Origin of the sequence: Pseudomonas sp. HY2-MNA-CIBAN-0224 (assembly GCF_040310285.1) — a bacterium.
Taxonomy (GTDB): Bacteria; Pseudomonadota; Gammaproteobacteria; order Pseudomonadales; family Pseudomonadaceae; genus Aquipseudomonas; species Aquipseudomonas helleri.
Genome location: NZ_JBEOPQ010000007.1, coordinates 122,523 through 140,486, shown reverse-complemented (window position 1 = coordinate 140,486; position 17,964 = coordinate 122,523). Strand labels below are relative to the sequence as shown.

Annotated in this window: 12 protein-coding genes; 7 read left to right on the top strand and 5 right to left on the bottom strand. The window is 57.3% G+C overall.

The window, feature by feature from the left end; all coding sequences use genetic code 11:
• Positions 1-214: 214 nt before the first annotated feature.
• The 5 genes from AAEZ03_RS06595 to AAEZ03_RS06575 all read left to right on the top strand — a co-directional run bounded on the left by AAEZ03_RS06595 (position 215) and on the right by AAEZ03_RS06575 (position 7,138).
• Complete coding sequence (locus tag AAEZ03_RS06595; protein WP_350577076.1) at positions 215-1,603, top strand: alkaline phosphatase D family protein; 1,389 nt, start codon at positions 215-217, stop codon at positions 1,601-1,603.
• Positions 1,604-1,788: 185 nt separating this feature from the next.
• Positions 1,789-4,482, top strand: coding sequence for a putative bifunctional diguanylate cyclase/phosphodiesterase (locus AAEZ03_RS06590; RefSeq protein WP_350577074.1), 2,694 nt, complete (start codon positions 1,789-1,791; stop codon positions 4,480-4,482).
• 67 nt (positions 4,483-4,549) lie between these two features.
• Positions 4,550-5,197, top strand: a complete 648-nt coding sequence (gene msrA, locus AAEZ03_RS06585) for a peptide-methionine (S)-S-oxide reductase MsrA (RefSeq protein WP_350577071.1) — start codon at positions 4,550-4,552, stop codon at positions 5,195-5,197.
• Between the two features lie 533 nt (positions 5,198-5,730).
• Complete coding sequence (locus AAEZ03_RS06580) at positions 5,731-6,732, top strand: polymorphic toxin type 44 domain-containing protein (protein ID WP_350577068.1); 1,002 nt, start codon at positions 5,731-5,733, stop codon at positions 6,730-6,732.
• Positions 6,710-7,138, top strand: coding sequence for a hypothetical protein (locus AAEZ03_RS06575; RefSeq protein WP_350577066.1), 429 nt, complete (start codon positions 6,710-6,712; stop codon positions 7,136-7,138). Before AAEZ03_RS06580 ends, AAEZ03_RS06575 begins: the two co-directional genes overlap by 23 nt.
• 158 nt (positions 7,139-7,296) lie before the next feature.
• Here the strand turns inward: AAEZ03_RS06575 and AAEZ03_RS06570 are convergent, their stop codons facing one another.
• The 3 genes from AAEZ03_RS06570 to putP all read right to left on the bottom strand — a co-directional run bounded on the left by AAEZ03_RS06570 (position 7,297) and on the right by putP (position 10,290).
• Positions 7,297-8,133, bottom strand: a complete 837-nt coding sequence (locus tag AAEZ03_RS06570) for a 23S rRNA (adenine(2030)-N(6))-methyltransferase RlmJ (RefSeq protein WP_350577063.1) — start codon at positions 8,131-8,133, stop codon at positions 7,297-7,299.
• A gap of 88 nt (positions 8,134-8,221) precedes the next feature.
• On the bottom strand, positions 8,222-8,563 hold the full coding sequence (locus AAEZ03_RS06565) for a hypothetical protein (RefSeq protein ID WP_350577060.1): 342 nt from the start codon (positions 8,561-8,563) through the stop codon (positions 8,222-8,224).
• A gap of 239 nt (positions 8,564-8,802) precedes the next feature.
• Positions 8,803-10,290, bottom strand: coding sequence for a sodium/proline symporter PutP (gene putP, locus AAEZ03_RS06560; protein ID WP_123751113.1), 1,488 nt, complete (start codon positions 10,288-10,290; stop codon positions 8,803-8,805).
• Positions 10,291-10,757: 467 nt separating this feature from the next.
• Between putP and putA the strand changes: the two genes are divergently transcribed.
• On the top strand, positions 10,758-14,711 hold the full coding sequence (putA, locus tag AAEZ03_RS06555; RefSeq protein ID WP_350577057.1) for a trifunctional transcriptional regulator/proline dehydrogenase/L-glutamate gamma-semialdehyde dehydrogenase: 3,954 nt from the start codon (positions 10,758-10,760) through the stop codon (positions 14,709-14,711).
• 97 nt (positions 14,712-14,808) lie between these two features.
• Here the strand turns inward: putA and AAEZ03_RS06550 are convergent, their stop codons facing one another.
• Positions 14,809-15,399, bottom strand: a complete 591-nt coding sequence (locus AAEZ03_RS06550) for a hypothetical protein (RefSeq protein WP_123751111.1) — start codon at positions 15,397-15,399, stop codon at positions 14,809-14,811.
• Positions 15,400-15,469: 70 nt separating this feature from the next.
• Complete coding sequence (locus AAEZ03_RS06545; RefSeq protein WP_178113832.1) at positions 15,470-15,916, bottom strand: hypothetical protein; 447 nt, start codon at positions 15,914-15,916, stop codon at positions 15,470-15,472.
• A gap of 280 nt (positions 15,917-16,196) precedes the next feature.
• Between AAEZ03_RS06545 and AAEZ03_RS06540 the strand changes: the two genes are divergently transcribed.
• Positions 16,197-17,939, top strand: a complete 1,743-nt coding sequence (locus AAEZ03_RS06540) for a potassium/proton antiporter (protein WP_153335357.1) — start codon at positions 16,197-16,199, stop codon at positions 17,937-17,939.
• Positions 17,940-17,964 lie beyond the last annotated feature (25 nt).

Sequence of the window (17,964 nt, the reverse complement as noted above, 5' to 3'; positions counted from 1 at the left end):
TTTTTAGTCATGGAGAGTTCCTCGATAGATGTATTTTCCACCTATCGAGGTGTCCGGGGAAATTAGACCACCACAATTCACTCACCACATAACACCCCGGCACTACGAAGCCCGCTGATGTTGAGAGGCGAAGTTCCCTCTGCCCCCCTCTACGGTTAATGAAAGGACTTAACCGCGGCGACAGGGATCGCCACTTATCAAAAAGGATTTCGACATGGACACACCCACCGTTGGCCCCATAGTGGGCTACACCACCTCAGAGCAAGCGCGCATTTTTATCCGTGGCGCTGCCGATGCTGAAAATGCAGTTTTTGCCGCTGTTCGCTACCGCAAAGCGGGCACGCAGCAATGGTCTGCCGGCCTCTATTCGAAGCTCAGTAGCACTTATGACATGTCTGACACCCTGGTCCTGCGCGGGCTGAGCGCAGACACGCGCTACGAATACCAGGCGGGCTGGTTCAGAACCACTTACCTTGACCACACTCCGGACACCGTCAAACACATAGCGCTGGAATGGCCCTCAACGATCTACCGGTTTAAATCTGCCTCCCCCAAACGCAACCGCACGCATCGCTACGTTGTAGGCTCATGCCGCTACCTGCGGCTTACACTGAACACCCCTTCGCGACCAGAACTGGGCGACAAGATCTTCAAGGCCATCAGCGACCTGAACGCCAGCGCCCCGCTTGATGGCGTGCTGATGATCGGGGATCAGGTGTACGTCGATGACATGAACATCTTCGCACCCGACCGGGAGTACGCAGACATCTCGCGCAAATACCGGGCAGCCTTCTCACAGCCGCACATCAGCCAGCTCATGGCCAGCACCCCGACCTACATGATCCTCGACGATCATGAGATCGAAGATAACTGGCCTGCAAGTCGCAGCCACCAGGACGACGAGCTCTACAGCAATGCCATTCGCGCCTACGAAACCTTCCAGTGCAGCCACGGCCCCGCCCACGACCTGCTCACAGACGGGTGCATCAACCGCAGCGTAGAGAAATACTGGTACACCTTTGCCGATGGCGACACCGACTGGTTTGTCATGGACTGTCGCACCGAACGCGTGTTAACCGGCACTGACCGCAGAATGATCGGCGTCGAGCAAGAAAACGCCCTGCATAAATGGGTGAAAAACAGCACCGCCAAAGTGAAGTTCATCGTCAGCAGCGTGATGTTCATGCCCGATCAAAAAAGCCATGGCGATGACGGCTGGAAGTCATTTGCCGCACAACGCTTGCGCCTGCTGGAAGTCATCCGCACCAACGCCGTCAAAAACGTGATGTTTATCAGCGGCGACATCCACGGCTCTTTGACCTGCTCGCTCACCCACAGCGAAGACCCGAACTTTGTAGTGCACGGCATCGTCTCGTCACCGCTGTGCAACAGCAGGCTGTTACCGTACGCGAAGGCCAGTAATCTGCTGCTCAATGCTCCGCTGGCCAGTCATGGGCAAGGCCATTATTCCCCGGCGTTGACCAGCGCCATGGTCAGCGAAGACAACTTTGCCTGCCTGACCCTCACCGGTAAGCACTTGCAGGTCGATTTTTATAACCCGAAGGGTCGGGTGCTTGAGTCGGTGACGATTGCATTGAAATAACAGTCATAAAACTGAAACAGCGATCGCCAGCCTGTTGCATCCTGACGTTGCGGCGCTAACCTTCAAGTGGGTGATGTCAATCATGTTCACTTGTCAGCTCAGTACGCATGATGCAACCTTGCCGCAGACCGCAGGAACAGGGCTTGAGCCCTGCTGCCATCCGTATGTGTGAAGCGAGTACCCGAATGAAAAGCCAATCCGATGCTGCCCTGCGAACGGCAGCCGAGGTCGTGACGCAGTTACCCGTGCCTTCGCGGCTCGGGATGCTGCGTTTCGAGCGGCTTAATGAAGCCAGTTGGGCCTTGCTTTACCTCGACCCTGGCTGCGAGCGCTACGTCGGGTTGCCCGCCACTGAGCTGTGCGCACTGGTCGGCTCGCCCTACGCCAGCCTGATGGAGCCCAAAGCGCGCTATCGCTTGCATGACGCGATTGCGCTGCAACTGCGCGCAAGCCCCCACTATGTGGTGCATTACACCCTGCACACGCCCCTGGGGGCGCTGAATCTGATGGAAGTGGGCGAAGCCTACAAGCAACACAACCGCCAGCTCTTGCGCGGTTATGTGCTGGTGGTGGAGGGCTCGGTCAGCAGCACCGCGCAGGCCCCTGTCGCCGAGCTGGAAACACAAAACAGCCGGTTGCACATCGCCCTGGAACTCAACCAGCGCGCCCAGCAAGAACAACTGCAACACCTTGAGCGTGTGCGCGCCCAACAGGACTTGATCCTGCGCCTCGCCCGCCACCGCTACAGCCAGCACAACTCGCTGCAAGAAGCCGCCGAACTGATCACCCGCAGCGCCTGCGACATCTACCAACTGGACGCCGCCAGCCTGTGGACCCTCGACGGTCATCGCCTGCTGCCGATTTCGGCGTTCCAGCGCGAGAGCCAGGCGCATGTGGCCCAGGACGCCATCGACATCAGCCTGTTCCCGGACTACCTCGATGCCCTGCACACCAGCCGCTCCATCGACGCGCAAAATGCCAACCGCGACCCGCGTACCCGCGAGCTGGCGGCCTGCCTGAACCGCCACGACACCAATGCCATGCTCGATGCCAGCATTCGCATCGACGGCCAGGTGATCGGGGTGCTGTGCCTTGAACAGACCGGCAAGACCCGGGCTTGGCAAGCCGATGAAATCGCCTTTGCCGGCGAGTTGGCTGACCAGTTCGCGCAAGTGATCAACAACCACAACCGGCGCGCAGCCACTAACGCCCTGCACCTGTTTCAGCGGGCTGTCGAGCAAAGCGCCAATGCCTTTTTGCTGGTCAATTGCGACGGCGTGGTCGAGTACGTCAACCCGAGCTTCACCGCCATCACCCAATACAGCGCCGAAGAAGTCCAAGGCCACAAACTGTCTGAACTGCTGGCGCTGGAGAACCTCAGCGATCTGCTGTTCGATGCGCACTCAAGCTTGAGCAAGGGCAACAGCTGGCAAGGCGAGTTCAAAAGCCGGCGTAAAAACCTTGAGCCCTACTGGGGCCAGATGTCGATCTCGAAAGTGTATGGCGACAACCGCGAGCTGACCCACTACATCGGTATTTACGAAGACATCACCGAGGCCAAGCTGGCGCAACAGCGGATCGAACGCTTGGCCTACACCGACAACCTGACCGGCCTTGGCAACCGCCCGGCCTTTATCCGCAACCTCGATGAACGCTTCAGTCGTGACAGCGCTACCAAGGTGTGCCTGTTGCTGGTGGACATCGATAATTTCAAGCGGATCAACGACAGCCTCGGCCACCAGACCGGCGACAAGCTCTTGATCAGCCTGGCGCGCCGCCTGCGCAACAGCCTGAACCCCGAAGATAATCTGGCCCGCTTCGCCAGTAACGAATTTGCCGTGCTGCTGGACAACGCCACCCTCGAAATCGGCCAGCAAACCGCCAGCCAGTTGCTGATGACCCTCGACAAGCCGATGTTCGTCGATAACCAACTCATCAGCGTCACTGGCTCTGTCGGCGTGGCCTGCGCGCCCCTGCACGGGCTCGACCCGCAGACCTTGATGCGTAACGCCGGGCTGGCGCTGCACAAGGCCAAAGCCAACGGCAAGCATCAGGTGCAGGTGTTCACCGAAACCTTGAACGCCGAGGCCAGCTATAAGCTGTTCGTCGAAAATAACCTGCGCCGCGCCCTGACCCAAAACGAGCTGGATGTGTTCTACCAACCCAAGCTGTGTTTACGCACAGGGCGGCTGCTGGGCATGGAAGCCCTGCTGCGTTGGGACCACCCGGAAAAAGGCATGATCCGCCCCGACCAGTTCATCAGCGTCGCCGAAGAAACCGGGCTGATCATCCCCATTGGCAAGTGGGTCGCGCGCCAGGCCTGCCGCATGAGCAAGCAACTGAGTGCGGCGGGGTTTGGCAACTTACAGGTGGCGATCAACCTGTCGCCCAAGCAGTTTTCCGACCCGGATCTGGTCGCCTCGATTGCCAGCATCCTCAAAGAAGAACAACTGCCCCCGACATTGCTGGAGCTGGAGCTGACGGAAGGCCTGCTGCTGGAAGCCACCGACGACACCCGCCTGCAGTTGGATCAGCTCAAGGAACTGGGCCTGACCCTGGCCATGGACGACTTTGGTACGGGGTATTCCTCACTCAGTTACTTGAAGAAATTCCCGATCGACATCATCAAAATCGACCGCAGCTTTATCAAAGACATCCCCGACAACCAGAACGACATGGAGATCACTTCAGCGGTGATTGCCATGGCCCACAACCTTAAGCTTAAAGTGGTGGCCGAAGGCATCGAGACCGCCGCCCAACTGGCCTTCCTGCGCCGCCATCGCTGCGACGTGGGCCAGGGCTACCTGTTCGACCGGCCGATCCCCGGTGCCGAGCTGGAACGTGCACTCAAACGCTACCCGCGCGGACCGCTGACCTGACAGCGACGCAGCACTCGGGCACACTGCTGTTCTAACTTCCTACAATCTGACTGAGAGGACTTGAAACATGGTCTTGCGCTCGGAAATCCTGGTGAATAAAAACGTGCTACCCACTCAAGAGCAAGCCCTGCCGGGCCGCGAAACACCGATGCAACTGCCCGAAACCCATTTCGTCAACGGCAACCCGTTGCTGGGCCCGTTTCTGGACGACGTCGGCTTTGCGATCTTTGGTTTGGGTTGCTTCTGGGGCGCAGAACGCAAGTTCTGGGAAGTACCCGGCGTGGTCAGCACGGTGGTGGGTTACGCCGGTGGCTTTACCCCCAACCCGACCTATGAAGAAGTCTGCTCGGGCCTGACCGGCCACACCGAAGTGGTGCTGGTGGTGTACGACCAGGCAAAAGTGAAATACGAAGACCTGCTGAAAATGTTCTGGGAACTGCACAACCCGACCCAGGGCATGCGCCAGGGCAACGACATCGGCACCCAATACCGCTCGGTGATCTACTGCACCACCCCAGAGCAACTGGCCGCTGCCGAGGCCAGCAAAACTGCCTACCAGAATGAATTGACCAAAGCCGGCCTGGGCACCATCACCACCGAAATCGACCAGGCGCCAACGGTCTTCTTCGCTGAGGCCTACCACCAGCAATACCTGGCGAAAAACCCGCAAGGCTACTGCGGCATCGGCGGCACAGGCGTGACCTGCCCGATCTGACGCCACACCCCCTGTAGGAGCGAGCTTGTCTCGCGATCTTTTGATCTTTAAAAGATCGCGAGGCAAGCTCGCTCCTACAGGGTGAGGTGATCGTTATTCAGCGATTATCCATTCCATCTGCCAGCAACACACCAGCGTCAGACTCTTCCGGAAAGTTTAAAAAGCGCCAAGATCATCTTGCGTAATACCTAGATGCACGCCCCTACCTACGACCAATCTTTTAATAGCTACACCTACACGATATCTCCCAAATATCAGTAGGAACCATCTGAATTATTCCGCCTCCTAAACGCACTCTCTCAAAAGAGTAGATACACCTGAAAAATTGACTATATGCCTAGCCAGTTACAATTCAAGACCATACACGATCATGACTAAACACATACTAGAAAAATATGTACATACATATTTACGACTCACACCAAAATCATCCAGATACACTCCTGATAGATTCAGCACAACATTAAAAAATAGCTCCTCAATCTCACCGCTACACACTACTATTTAAAACCAAAAACAAAAGGATTTTTAAAATGCCACTAGAACTTGGCCCTATAAGCGTTGAAGGAAGAACAGAGGATTTTTCCATACCCGGAACCTCAAAAGAACCTGCAATGCCTGAATACATGAAAGACATCCTTAATTGGGCAATAAGAGCCACAGATCAAGTGAGAATCTGGATGTCAGACAACCGAGAACGGCTAAACCTGCAGCATGAAAAAAACATTTCGTCTATAGACACTGAAATCGAACAAGATATCAAAGCCTCAGGCGGCATCAATACATCCATGGACGTTACGACACCAAGCAAGATAATCAAAAATGAGAAAAACATCCTCGTAAAACTTTACCTAACAAAAGATGCGGAGGCCGATAACAGATCACAACAATCTCGATCGCTATGGAACGGAAAAGATATTCTTATTTCTGTGCCTCCAATTCCTGCGAGCTTTGTAAAGGCCAGCAAGACGAGAGTTACGATCAATAGGAATCGGCTTAATAACTGGGCAAAGAGCTACGAGAACGCTAAACTTTCCCAAGTTTACGCCGAAACATCTCTGCGACTAAAAGCCAAAGTACAAACTCTGACCCACATCGAAAATGAAAAAGAGTTAAACCTTAATAAAGCCAAAGAAATGGTAAGACTCAAACAGTACCCTGACGCTCCGCAAGGTGTCTCGCTGGATCAAAACCTTCAGGAGTCCAAGAGACAGAAAGAATATTTCAGTTCTGGCGGCGGTGGCTTTTTGTTTAGTTGGTTTTATAAAAAAGTACGGAATCACGGTGAATGGGATTACAAACAGAGACACTCTCAGTACCAAAACTTCGGAAATTTCCATTATGGCGCCGTTGGTACTGCTGCCGGAATATCGGAAGCGGTGCTTTTAAGAGCTGCCGGAGCTGCACAGTCCTCGGCGGGCACATCGGAAGAAGATTTCAATAATTGGTGGTCAAATTCACCTTATGGTGACGATTTCATTGACCAAGTGTGGATCGAGGCCGGGATAGATTATGCAAAATCGAAAGGCTACTAACTGGGTTGCTTGGGGGCTGTTATTAATTTGCCTGATACAAACAGCCTATATATTTTTATCGACACATAGAGTTCCCGCTCCCTCCAAGATTATCTCTGCCACTAGCGTTGGCGAAGGAGGGGCAGTTTATGAGGTCCTCTATGATTCAGGCGGTGCGACGGTACCCTTCATTTACAGATACTTCCTCATGGCAAAACAACCGACCCTCGAAGAAGCACTCCAAGAGACCAGAAAAACATCACCCTTCCTCGTGACAAAAAGCTCCAACGCCGTTCACGAAGTACGTGGCGGCCATGTTTTTCTGAAAACCAGTGGCACAATCTATAACTTCAATAACATCTCGTATTTCAAATCAAACGAAGAAATTAAAGTAGTGACGTTCGATTTAAATGCCTCTGCTCCATAGACAAAAAAGCGGGCACTTGAAAAAGTCCCAGCGGCCCACTGTTCGATCTAAAGGCCATATCTCCTGTAGGAGCAGCCGGTCGACGCTCGATTGTCTCGCGATCTTTTGATCTTTAAAAGATCGCGAGGCAAGCTCGCTCCTACAGGGTGAGGTGATCGTTATTCAGCGATTATCCATTCCATCTGCCAGCCACCCTGGGTTTGCCCCAGTGTTTTGGCCAGCCATGGCAGCAGTTCGCGCAATTCATCTTCCAGACCCCATGGCGGGTTGGCGATCGCCAGGCCCGAGCCGTTCAGGCTGTTGGGGGTATCCAGCGGGTGCACAAACAATTCGACCTGCAACAACTTCGGAGCGCCGGAGGCGGCCAGGTCCTGATAGAAACGGCGCAGTTGGCGCTTGTCCTTGATCGGGTACCAGATCGCTACAACGGTCTGACGCATGCGGCTGATGGCGTCTTTTAACGACTCCACGCAACGCTGCATTTCGTCGAGCTTTTCAAACGGCGGGTCAATCAGCATCACCGCGCGCTTTTCGACCACAGGCAGCAATGCACGCGGTACGTGCCAGCCTTCGCCCAGGTGCACCGCCACACGGCGGTCGCCCTTCATGTTGGCCTTGAGCATCACACCGTCTTCAGGGTGTTTTTCGTTGAGCAACACGCGGTCGTGCGCACGGGTGGTGCGACGCGCCAGCTCAGGCGAACCCGGGTAATAACGCAATTGCCCGTCCGGGTTCATCTTGTGCAGCACCTGCATGTAGTCCGCAGTCATCGCGGGCAGGTCTTTTCTGCCCCACAAACGTGCGACGCCTTCCAGGTACTCGCCCGTACGCGTGGCCTGATCGCCTTGAAGGTCATACAAACCCAGCCCGGCGTGGGTATCGAGGTAAGCAAAAGGCTGCTCTTTGCGCGACATCAACGCGATGAGGCGGGTCAAGACGATATGTTTAAGAACGTCGGCGTGGTTACCGGCGTGGAAGGCGTGACGATAGTTCATGGTTGCTCCTGCGCAGGGAGCGAAGTTTACCCTGTGCAGCGAATAACGTCAGGGGTTAAGCCACGCTCCACGCCAGACGGTGCCTTGCTCAAATCGCTCGCGGCACCAATACTAGGTTATGCACGCTGACCTCACTCGCCACCCAGTCAATCGCGAACTGCTCGCTGGCATCGGCAATCAGTACGTCGTTGTCCAGCACTTGCACGCGGATTTGATGGGCCTCAACGAGCTCCGGCGACTCATCGTCATCGACGTGAAAGGCGAACGTCCAGGGTGCCGGAATGGCGTAATAGCCGTGGGTTTCGAGCAGAAGGCGCTCTACACCACCCGGCTTGCGGGCGTACACCGAAATAATCCAGTGATAGTGACTTTGAAATGAGAAGGGCAAGTCCCGAGGGGAGATGTGCCCGAGAAAAATCTTTTTACGCATGGTTGTCGTCCTTGATTGAGGCACTCATCAGTGAGCGCTCAACCAAGGCTAATACGTCTGGAGCCGGCCATTTACGCTTCAGAAGAACCCCCACCACAAATGGGAAACCTCCGGGCAGGACATGCTGTTAATCCGACGCGCAATGCCATGTCTTTAGCGAGCCCCAATAAAAACGGCCCGTTTCCATGGGAAACGGGCCGTTGTCTGTTACCCACTATGTGGGCCGCCTCTCACTGCACTCAGTGGTGCAGTTTGAAGTCATTCTCAGCCGCTTCGAATCGCTCGACCATCTTCTTGCTTGGGCCTTGGCCCAGGGCGCTGACCGCCAAAATGGCGATGCTGGCGAAGATGAAGCCCGGGATGATTTCGTACAGACCCAGCAAGCTGAAGTGTTTCCAGACGATCACCGTGATGGCACCGACCAAAATACCGGCCAGCGCGCCATTGCGGGTCATGCCTTTCCACAGCACCGAGATCAGCACCACCGGTCCAAACGCAGCACCGAAGCCTGCCCACGCGTAGCTCACCAGGCCCAGCACGCGGTTGTCCGGGTTAGCCGCCAGCAAGATGGCAACCACGGCCACCAGCAGCACCATGCCGCGACCGACCCACACCAACTCGGTCTGGGAGGCATTTTTGCGCAGGAAGGATTTGTAGAAGTCTTCTGTCAGGGCGCTGGAGCACACCAGCAACTGGCAGCTCAAGGTACTCATGACCGCCGCCAGGATGGCCGACAGCAAGACACCGGCAATCCATGGGTTGAACAGCAGTTTGGCCAGTTCAATGAACACCCGCTCAGGGTTTTCGTTGACCGGGCCCGCCACGTCCGGGTGCGCCGAGAAGTAAGCGATACCGAAAAAGCCAACACCCACGGTGCCGACCAGGCACAGGATCATCCAGGTCATGGAGATGCGGCGTGCGTTGGCGATCGACTTCACCGAATCGGCGGCCATGAAGCGCGCCAGAATGTGCGGCTGGCCAAAGTAGCCCAGGCCCCAGCCCATCAACGAGATGATGCCGATAAAGGTCGTGCCTTTGAGCATGTCAAAGTTGGCCGGGTTCTGGGCTTCAATGGCCATGAACGTGGTGTCGATGCCACCGGTTGCCAGCAGTACGATGATTGGCGTCAGGATCAGCGCGAAAATCATCAGGGTGGCCTGCACGGTGTCTGTCCAGCTCACCGCCAAAAAGCCGCCGACAAAGGTGTAGGCGATGGTCGCCGCTGCACCGGCCCACAGGGCTGTTTCGTACGACATGCCAAAGGTGCTTTCAAACAGACGGGCACCGGCCACCACGCCCGAGGCGCAGTAAATGGTGAAGAACACCAGAATCACCACCGCCGAGATAATCCGCAGCAGCCCGCTTTTGTCTTCAAAACGGCTGGCAAAGTAGTCCGGCAGAGTCAGCGCATCGCCGTTGTGCTCGGTCTGCACCCGCAGGCGCCCGGCCACAAACAGCCAGTTCAAATACGCACCGATCACCAGACCGATGGCAATCCAGCTTTCCGACAGGCCGGACAGGTAGATGGCGCCCGGCAAGCCCATCAACAACCAGCCGCTCATGTCAGACGCGCCTGCGGACAACGCGGTGACCACGCTGCCCAGGCTACGACCGCCCAGAATGTAGTCCGACAGGTTGTTGGTGGAGCGATAGGCCATAAAGCCAATCAGCACCATTGCTGCGATGTAGATCACGAACGTGATCAGAATTGGGTTACTTACACTCATTGCATTAAGCCCTGGCATTGTTTTTATCGTTGACGGCCGCCTGGCCGCACGTTCACAAACGTTTTGTCTGAGACGGTTAACCAGGCTGCGCATTTATGACTGACGCTTCTCCAGGAAAATCGTCAGCCGCAGAACCTTGTGGGTTCAGAGGGTCACACGTAAGCCGCGAATGCTATGCAACAACGCAAATCAGGTGCAACCAATTTCTGCCTTGCCAGTTGCACCTTTCGCATCTTTTTCGATGCAAAAGCACCCCGTATCAATCTAAAAACACACATTCCTTGTAGGAGCGATCTTGCCTCGCGATCTTTTACAAGAGCACCCCATCGCGAGATAAACGCACTCCTACAGGTAAGGTAAAAAATTCTGATGAAACCGGGTTGCACCTAGTTGCACCCAATTCAGCGCAGCGCTAATCTTGCCGCCAGCTGCTGCCGCGCCCATGTGGCACCCATGAGGATAAAAAAATGGCTACCACCACCCTTGGGGTCAAACTCGATGACCCAACCCGCGAGCGCCTGAAGGCTGCCGCGGCCTCGATTGATCGCACGCCTCACTGGCTGATCAAACAGGCAATTTTCAATTACCTGGAAAAACTCGAGGGTGGTGCAACCCTGGCGGAGTTGAACGGTGTGCCAGCTGCCACCAGCGATGACGCTGATGACACCAACACCGATCACACCCACCAATGCTTCCTGGAGTTTGCTGAAAGCATCTTGCCGCAGTCAGTCCTGCGCGCAGCCATTACTTCGGCTTACCGTCGCCCGGAACCCGAAGTGGTGCCGATGCTGCTGGAGCAGGCACGTCTGTCTGCACCGATGGCCGAAGCCACCCAGACCCTGGCCGCCTCGATTGCCGAAAAACTGCGCAATCAAAAGAGCGCCGGTGGCCGTGCCGGTATCGTGCAAGGCCTGCTGCAAGAGTTCTCGCTGTCGTCCCAGGAAGGCGTGGCCCTGATGTGCCTGGCCGAAGCGCTGCTCCGTATCCCGGACAAAGGCACCCGCGACGCCCTGATCCGCGACAAAATCAGCACCGGCAACTGGCACCCGCACTTGGGCAACAGCCCGTCGCTGTTCGTCAACGCTGCCACCTGGGGCCTGTTGCTGACCGGCAAACTGGTGTCGACGCACAACGAAGCAGGCCTGACCTCCTCCCTGAGCCGCATCATCGGCAAGAGCGGCGAGCCGATGATCCGCAAGGGCGTCGACATGGCCATGCGCCTGATGGGCGAGCAGTTTGTGACCGGCGAAACCATCGCCGAAGCACTGGCCAACGCCACGCGCTTTGAAGCCAAGGGCTTCCGTTATTCCTACGACATGCTCGGCGAAGCCGCACTGACCGAACATGACGCGCAGAAGTACCTCGCCTCGTACGAACAAGCCATTCACTCGATCGGAAAAGCCTCCAACGGTCGTGGCATTTATGAAGGCCCGGGCATTTCGATCAAGTTGTCGGCCCTGCACCCGCGCTACAGCCGCGCCCAGTACGAACGCGTGATGGACGAGCTGTACCCGCGCCTGCTGTCGCTGACCCTGCTGGCCAAGAAATATGACATCGGCCTCAACATCGACGCCGAAGAAGCTGACCGCCTGGAACTGTCCCTCGACCTGCTCGAACGCCTGTGCTTTGAGCCAGAGCTGAGCGGCTGGAACGGCATCGGTTTCGTCATCCAGGCTTACCAGAAGCGCTGCCCGTACGTGATCGACTACGTGATCGATCTGGCCCGCCGCAGCCGTCACCGCCTGATGATTCGCCTGGTAAAAGGCGCCTACTGGGACAGCGAAATCAAGCGCGCCCAAGTCGAAGGCCTGGAAGGCTACCCGGTGTACACGCGCAAGGTGTACACCGACGTGTCCTACGTTGCCTGCGCGAAAAAACTGCTGGCCGTCCCCGAAGCAATCTACCCGCAGTTCGCCACGCACAACGCCCACACCTTGTCGGCCATTTACCACATCGCCGGTCAGAACTACTACCCGGGCCAGTACGAGTTCCAATGCCTGCACGGCATGGGTGAACCGCTGTACGAACAAGTTGTAGGCAAGATTTCCGAAGGCAAGCTGAACCGCCCGTGCCGTGTGTACGCGCCGGTCGGTACCCACGAAACCTTGCTGGCTTACCTGGTGCGTCGCCTGCTGGAAAACGGCGCGAACACCTCGTTTGTTAACCGCATTGCCGACCATTCGATCTCGATTCACCAGTTGGTGGCCGACCCTGTCAGCCAGATCGAGCAAATGGCCACGGCAGAAGGCAGCTTCGGCTTGCCGCACCCGCGCATTCCGTTGCCGCGTGACCTGTATGGCAGCGAACGCGCCAACTCCAGCGGCATCGACATGGCCAACGAACACCGCCTGGCGTCGTTGTCCTGTGCCCTGCTGGCCACCGCTCACAACGACTGGAAAGCCGCGCCGATCCTGGGTTGCACCTCCAGCACCCAAGTCCCGGCCGCCGTGCTCAACCCGGCTGACCTGCGTGATGTGGTCGGCTATGTGCAAGAAGCCACGGTTGAAGACGCAGACAACGCGATCCAGTGCGCGCTGAACGTCGCGCCGATCTGGCAGGCCACCCCGCCGACCGAACGTGCCGCCATCCTGGAACGGGCCGCCGACCAGATGGAAGCCGAGATCCAGCCGCTGATGGGCCTGCTGGCCCGCGAAGCTGGCAAGACCTACGCCAACGCCATTGCGGAAGTCCGCGAAGCGGTCGACTTCCTGCGCTACTACGCCGTGCAGGCGCGCAATGACCTGACCAACGACGCCCATCGCCCGTTGGGCCCTGTGGTGTGCATCAGCCCATGGAACTTCCCGCTGGCGATTTTCAGCGGCCAAGTGGCCGCAGCGCTGGCCGCCGGCAACCCGGTACTGGCCAAACCTGCCGAACAAACACCGCTGGTGGCCGCTCAGGCCGTGCGCATCCTGCTGGAAGCGGGTATTCCAGAAGGCGTGCTGCAACTGCTGCCAGGCCGTGGCGAAACCGTGGGCGCACGTCTGGTCGGTGACGATCGGGTCAAAGGCGTGATGTTTACTGGCTCTACCGAAGTCGCTCGCCTGCTGCAACGCAACATCGCCGGCCGTCTGGACGCTCAAGGTCGCCCGATCCCGCTGATCGCTGAAACCGGCGGCCAGAACGCCATGATCGTCGACTCCTCGGCCCTGACCGAACAAGTGGTCATCGACGTGGTGTCCTCGGCGTTCGACAGCGCCGGTCAGCGCTGCTCGGCACTGCGCGTGCTGTGCTTGCAGGAAGATTCGGCAGACCGCGTCATAGAAATGCTCAAAGGTGCCATGGCCGAATCGCGCATGGGCAACCCGGAGCGGTTGAGCGTGGACATTGGCCCGGTGATCGATGCCGAAGCCAAGGCCGGGATCGAGAAACACATCCAGGGCATGCGCGACAAAGGCCGCAACGTGTTCCAGATGGCCATTGCCGACATCGAAGAGTCCAAGCGCGGCACCTTCGTGATGCCGACCCTGATCGAGCTGGAAAGCTTCGACGAACTGGAGCGCGAAATCTTCGGCCCGGTTCTGCACGTGGTGCGCTACAAGCGCAAAGACATCGACCAGTTGATCGCCCAGATCAACGCATCGGGCTACGGCCTGACCCTGGGCGTGCATACCCGCATCGACGAAACCATTGCCAAAGTGGTCAACAACGTCAATGCCGGTAACGTCTACGTCAACCGCAACATCGTCGGTGCCGTGGTCGGCGTGCAGCCGTTCGGCGGCGAAGGTTTGTCGGGTACTGGTCCGAAAGCCGGTGGCCCGCTGTACCTGTTCCGCCTGCTGTCGACGCGCCCAAGCGATGCCATCGAGCAATCGTTCGCCAAAGTCGACGCCATCAGCGCGCCAGACACCCAAGCCCGCGAAGCCTTGAGCAAGCCGCTCAAGGCCCTGCAAGCCTGGGCACAAAGCAATCAGCAAGCGGCGCTGGCCGAGCTGTGCAGCGAATTCGCCGCCCACTCGCAAAGCGGCATCACCCGCCTGCTCAACGGCCCGACCGGCGAGCGCAACAGCTACGCCATCCTGCCGCGCGAACACGTGCTGTGTCTGGCCGACACCGAGGCCGACCTGCTGACCCAACTGGCTGGCGTATTAGCTGTGGGCAGCTCGGCGGTACTGCCGGACAGCGATTTGGGCAAAGCCCTGTTTGCCCGTCTGCCTAAAGAAGTACAAGCGCGCATCAAACGTGTCGCGGACTGGACCAAGGACGACGTTGTTTTCGACGCGGTCCTGCACCACGGCGACAGCGACCAACTGCGCGAGGTGTGCCAGCAAGTGGCCAAACGTGCAGGCGCCATTGTCGGCGTGCAAGGGTTGTCCCAAGGCGAAACCAATATCGCCCTGGAACGTCTGGTGATCGAACGCGCACTGAGCGTCAACACCGCTGCTGCGGGCGGTAACGCGAGCTTGATGACCATCGGTTAAACGCCGAGCTACAAAAAACCGGGCACCTGTGAGGGTGCCCGGTTTTTTTGTGCGCCAAAAACGCCGACGCTATGTATTGAAACTAGACACCCACCGCTCAGAAAACATCAGGGAACAGGATGTACGCAGCGAAAAGCCATACCCCCCATATAAAACCACCCGCTCCGACCCATACACCATTGGCAAACGTTAAGGTCGAATTGGATTGAGCGGAAGGGTCATGCTCTAAAAAATTAATCGCGCGCTGAGCGCCCACCAACAAAAAACCCAACACGCCCATCAGGAGCAGGTTGATAACAATAATCCACGGTGCAGTGAACTCGTTGAGAGGCATGAAAGCATAGAAAACGGCAACGACCCACACCGCAAAAATCAAAATCCCACGCGTTACCGGAAACCAACGATAAGTACGGCCCGACTCAGACAGCGCCTTCTGGACCTTCCCAAACAGGGAAAAAATCATGATTACGCCAGCCAGCGCACGTACACCTGGCCACACTTTCACCCCTGTTGCCTTCCGATACTGCTTCCAGTTTTCAAAAAACCAGACAATCAAATAGAAACCCATTGTCATGAAATAAAGCAGCAAGAATTTTCTGATCGACACCACATAGAACGTTTGTTTTTTAACCTCTGAGGCCGGGCCTGGATGAGCACAATGGTCGTCACTTATCGCGGAGGAAGACATTTAAACCTCAATAGTTAATGAAATTAAAAGACGCATAACTCGAAACTTTCAGGTAGTCCGGCCCATGGAGCTATCGCTTATCGCCACCCAGCAAATTGATCGCACGCTGAGCCCCCATAAACAGATAGCCGCTAAAGGCAATCAAAACAGCCTCGGCCACATAGACGCACACCATGCCCAACGGTCGATCAGGAAAGGTGAACAACAGCACCGAGAGCATCACCAGCAGCATGATCAGTAATGCCCGGCTTTCGGGGTACCAGCGATGAGGTTGCTGCGCTCTGTCCAGAGCGTTTTGCACTTTGTCGAACAGCTCCAGAACAAAAAAAGGCCAGAGCAGGCCGCGTACCACCGGTGTAATCGCAGCGCCGGTGTGGGCTTTGTAAGAGGCCCAGTTGCGGTAAGACCAATAGAACAAGTAACAACCGCCTGTCAGTACATACAGCAGCAGGAAGTGCGGAATTGCCACGGTGTACAATGCACCGGGCCTGTCATCAGTCGCAATTGTGGGCTTCATGACGTGTCCATGGCTAAACAGAGCCGTGAGTAGACACAATTTGGCTAACATTAAAATGCAGGCCGGCTCCAATTCTTGTGTAAGAAAAAGCCATTTCCTCCGTCGCTCAACAGACACAAGGCGGCAATGGACTACAGAACACATCGCAGCACGTGCCTCACCCGCAACGAAGCACCCTGAAAAGCTTTTTGACAGCGCGCCAATAACGCAGGTTAGAATCGCTGGCACGTAGCCTGCATGGGTACGCCCTGTCTTTTCTGTTTTTTATGGAGTACTGCCTTTGAATGCGACGACCATCAACAGCCTGTTCTTGATCGGCGCGTTGCTGGTAGGCGCAAGTATTCTGGTCAGTTCTTTGTCTTCACGCCTGGGCATCCCGATTCTGGTGATTATCCTGGCCGTGGGCATGGCCGCCGGTGTTGATGGCGGCGGTATCATCTTTGACAACTACCCTACCGCCTATCTGGTGGGCAACCTCGCCCTGGCGGTGATTTTGCTCGACGGCGGCTTGCGCACGCGGGTCTCCAGTTTCCGCGTGGCGTTATGGCCTGCCCTCTCGCTGGCCACCGTGGGGGTGATGATCACCACCGGGCTGACCGGCCTGGTGGCGGCCTGGCTGTTTAACCTCAATTTGATTCAGGGCCTGTTGATTGGCGCCATTGTCGGCTCCACCGATGCCGCCGCGGTGTTCTCGCTGCTGGGCGGCAAGGGCTTGAACGAACGGGTCTCGGCCAGCCTTGAGATCGAATCCGGGAGCAACGACCCAATGGCGGTGTTCCTCACCGTCACCCTGATCGACATGCTCGCCAGTGGCGAAACCACGCTGCATGCTAGCCTGCTCCTGGATTTGCTGCGCGAGTTCGGCATCGGCGCCATTGTCGGGCTGGCCGGTGGCTGGCTGATGCTGCAAATGGTTAACCGCATCCACTTGGCCAACGGCCTGTACCCGATTCTGGTCATCGCTGGCGGGCTGGTGGTGTTTGCCTTGACCAACGCCCTGCACGGCAGCGGCTTTTTGGCGGTGTACCTGTGCGGTCTGGTGCTGGGCAACAGCCCGATCCGCAGCCGCCACGGCATTTTGCACATGCTTGACGGCATGGCCTGGCTGGCGCAAATCGGCATGTTCCTAGTGCTGGGCCTGCTGGTCACGCCACACGACCTGCTGCCTATCGCGGTACCCGCGCTGCTCCTGGCCCTGTGGATGATTCTGTTCGCCCGCCCGCTGTCGGTATTCGTCGGCCTGCTGCCCTTCAAGGCCTTCCACGGGCGCGAAAAAGCCTTTATTTCGTGGGTCGGCCTGCGCGGCGCGGTGCCGATTATTCTGGCGGTGTTCCCGCTGATGGCGGGATTGCCGAACGCGCAGCTGTATTTCAACCTCGCCTTCTTTATCGTGCTGGTGTCCCTTTTGGTGCAGGGCACAAGCCTGCCGTGGGTGGCCAAGCTGCTCAAGGTCACCGTACCGCCGGACCTCGCGCCTATCTCCCGCTCCGCCCTGGAAGTACACGTGACCAGCGAGTGGGAGCTGTTCGTTTATCGGCTGGACGCACAAAACTGGTGCATCGGCGCAGCCCTGCGCGAACTGAAAATGCCCGAAGGCACGCGTATCGCCGCTTTGTTTCGCGACCAGACGCTGCTCCACCCGTCGGGTAGCACCACGCTGGAAATCGGCGATTTGCTCTGTGTGATCGGCCATGAACACAACTTGCCAGCCCTGGGCAAACTGTTCAGCCAGCCGCCAACTCGCGGGCTGGACCTGCGCTTTTTTGGCGACTTTGTACTCGAAGGCGATGCCCAGCTAGGCGCCGTCTCGGCACTTTACGGCCTGAAGCTCGATGGCATCAGCCCGGACATTCCGCTCAGCAGCTTTATTGCGCAAAAAGTCGGCGGCGCGCCGGTTGTCGGCGACCAGGTCGAGTGGAACAACACCATCTGGACCGTCGCGGTCATGGACGGGAACAAGATAGGCAAAGTGGGCGTCAGATTCCCCGAAGGAAGTGCCCCGGGACCGGGGTTGTTCCTCTAAACTCCAAATTTCCTACGCTTGCTTG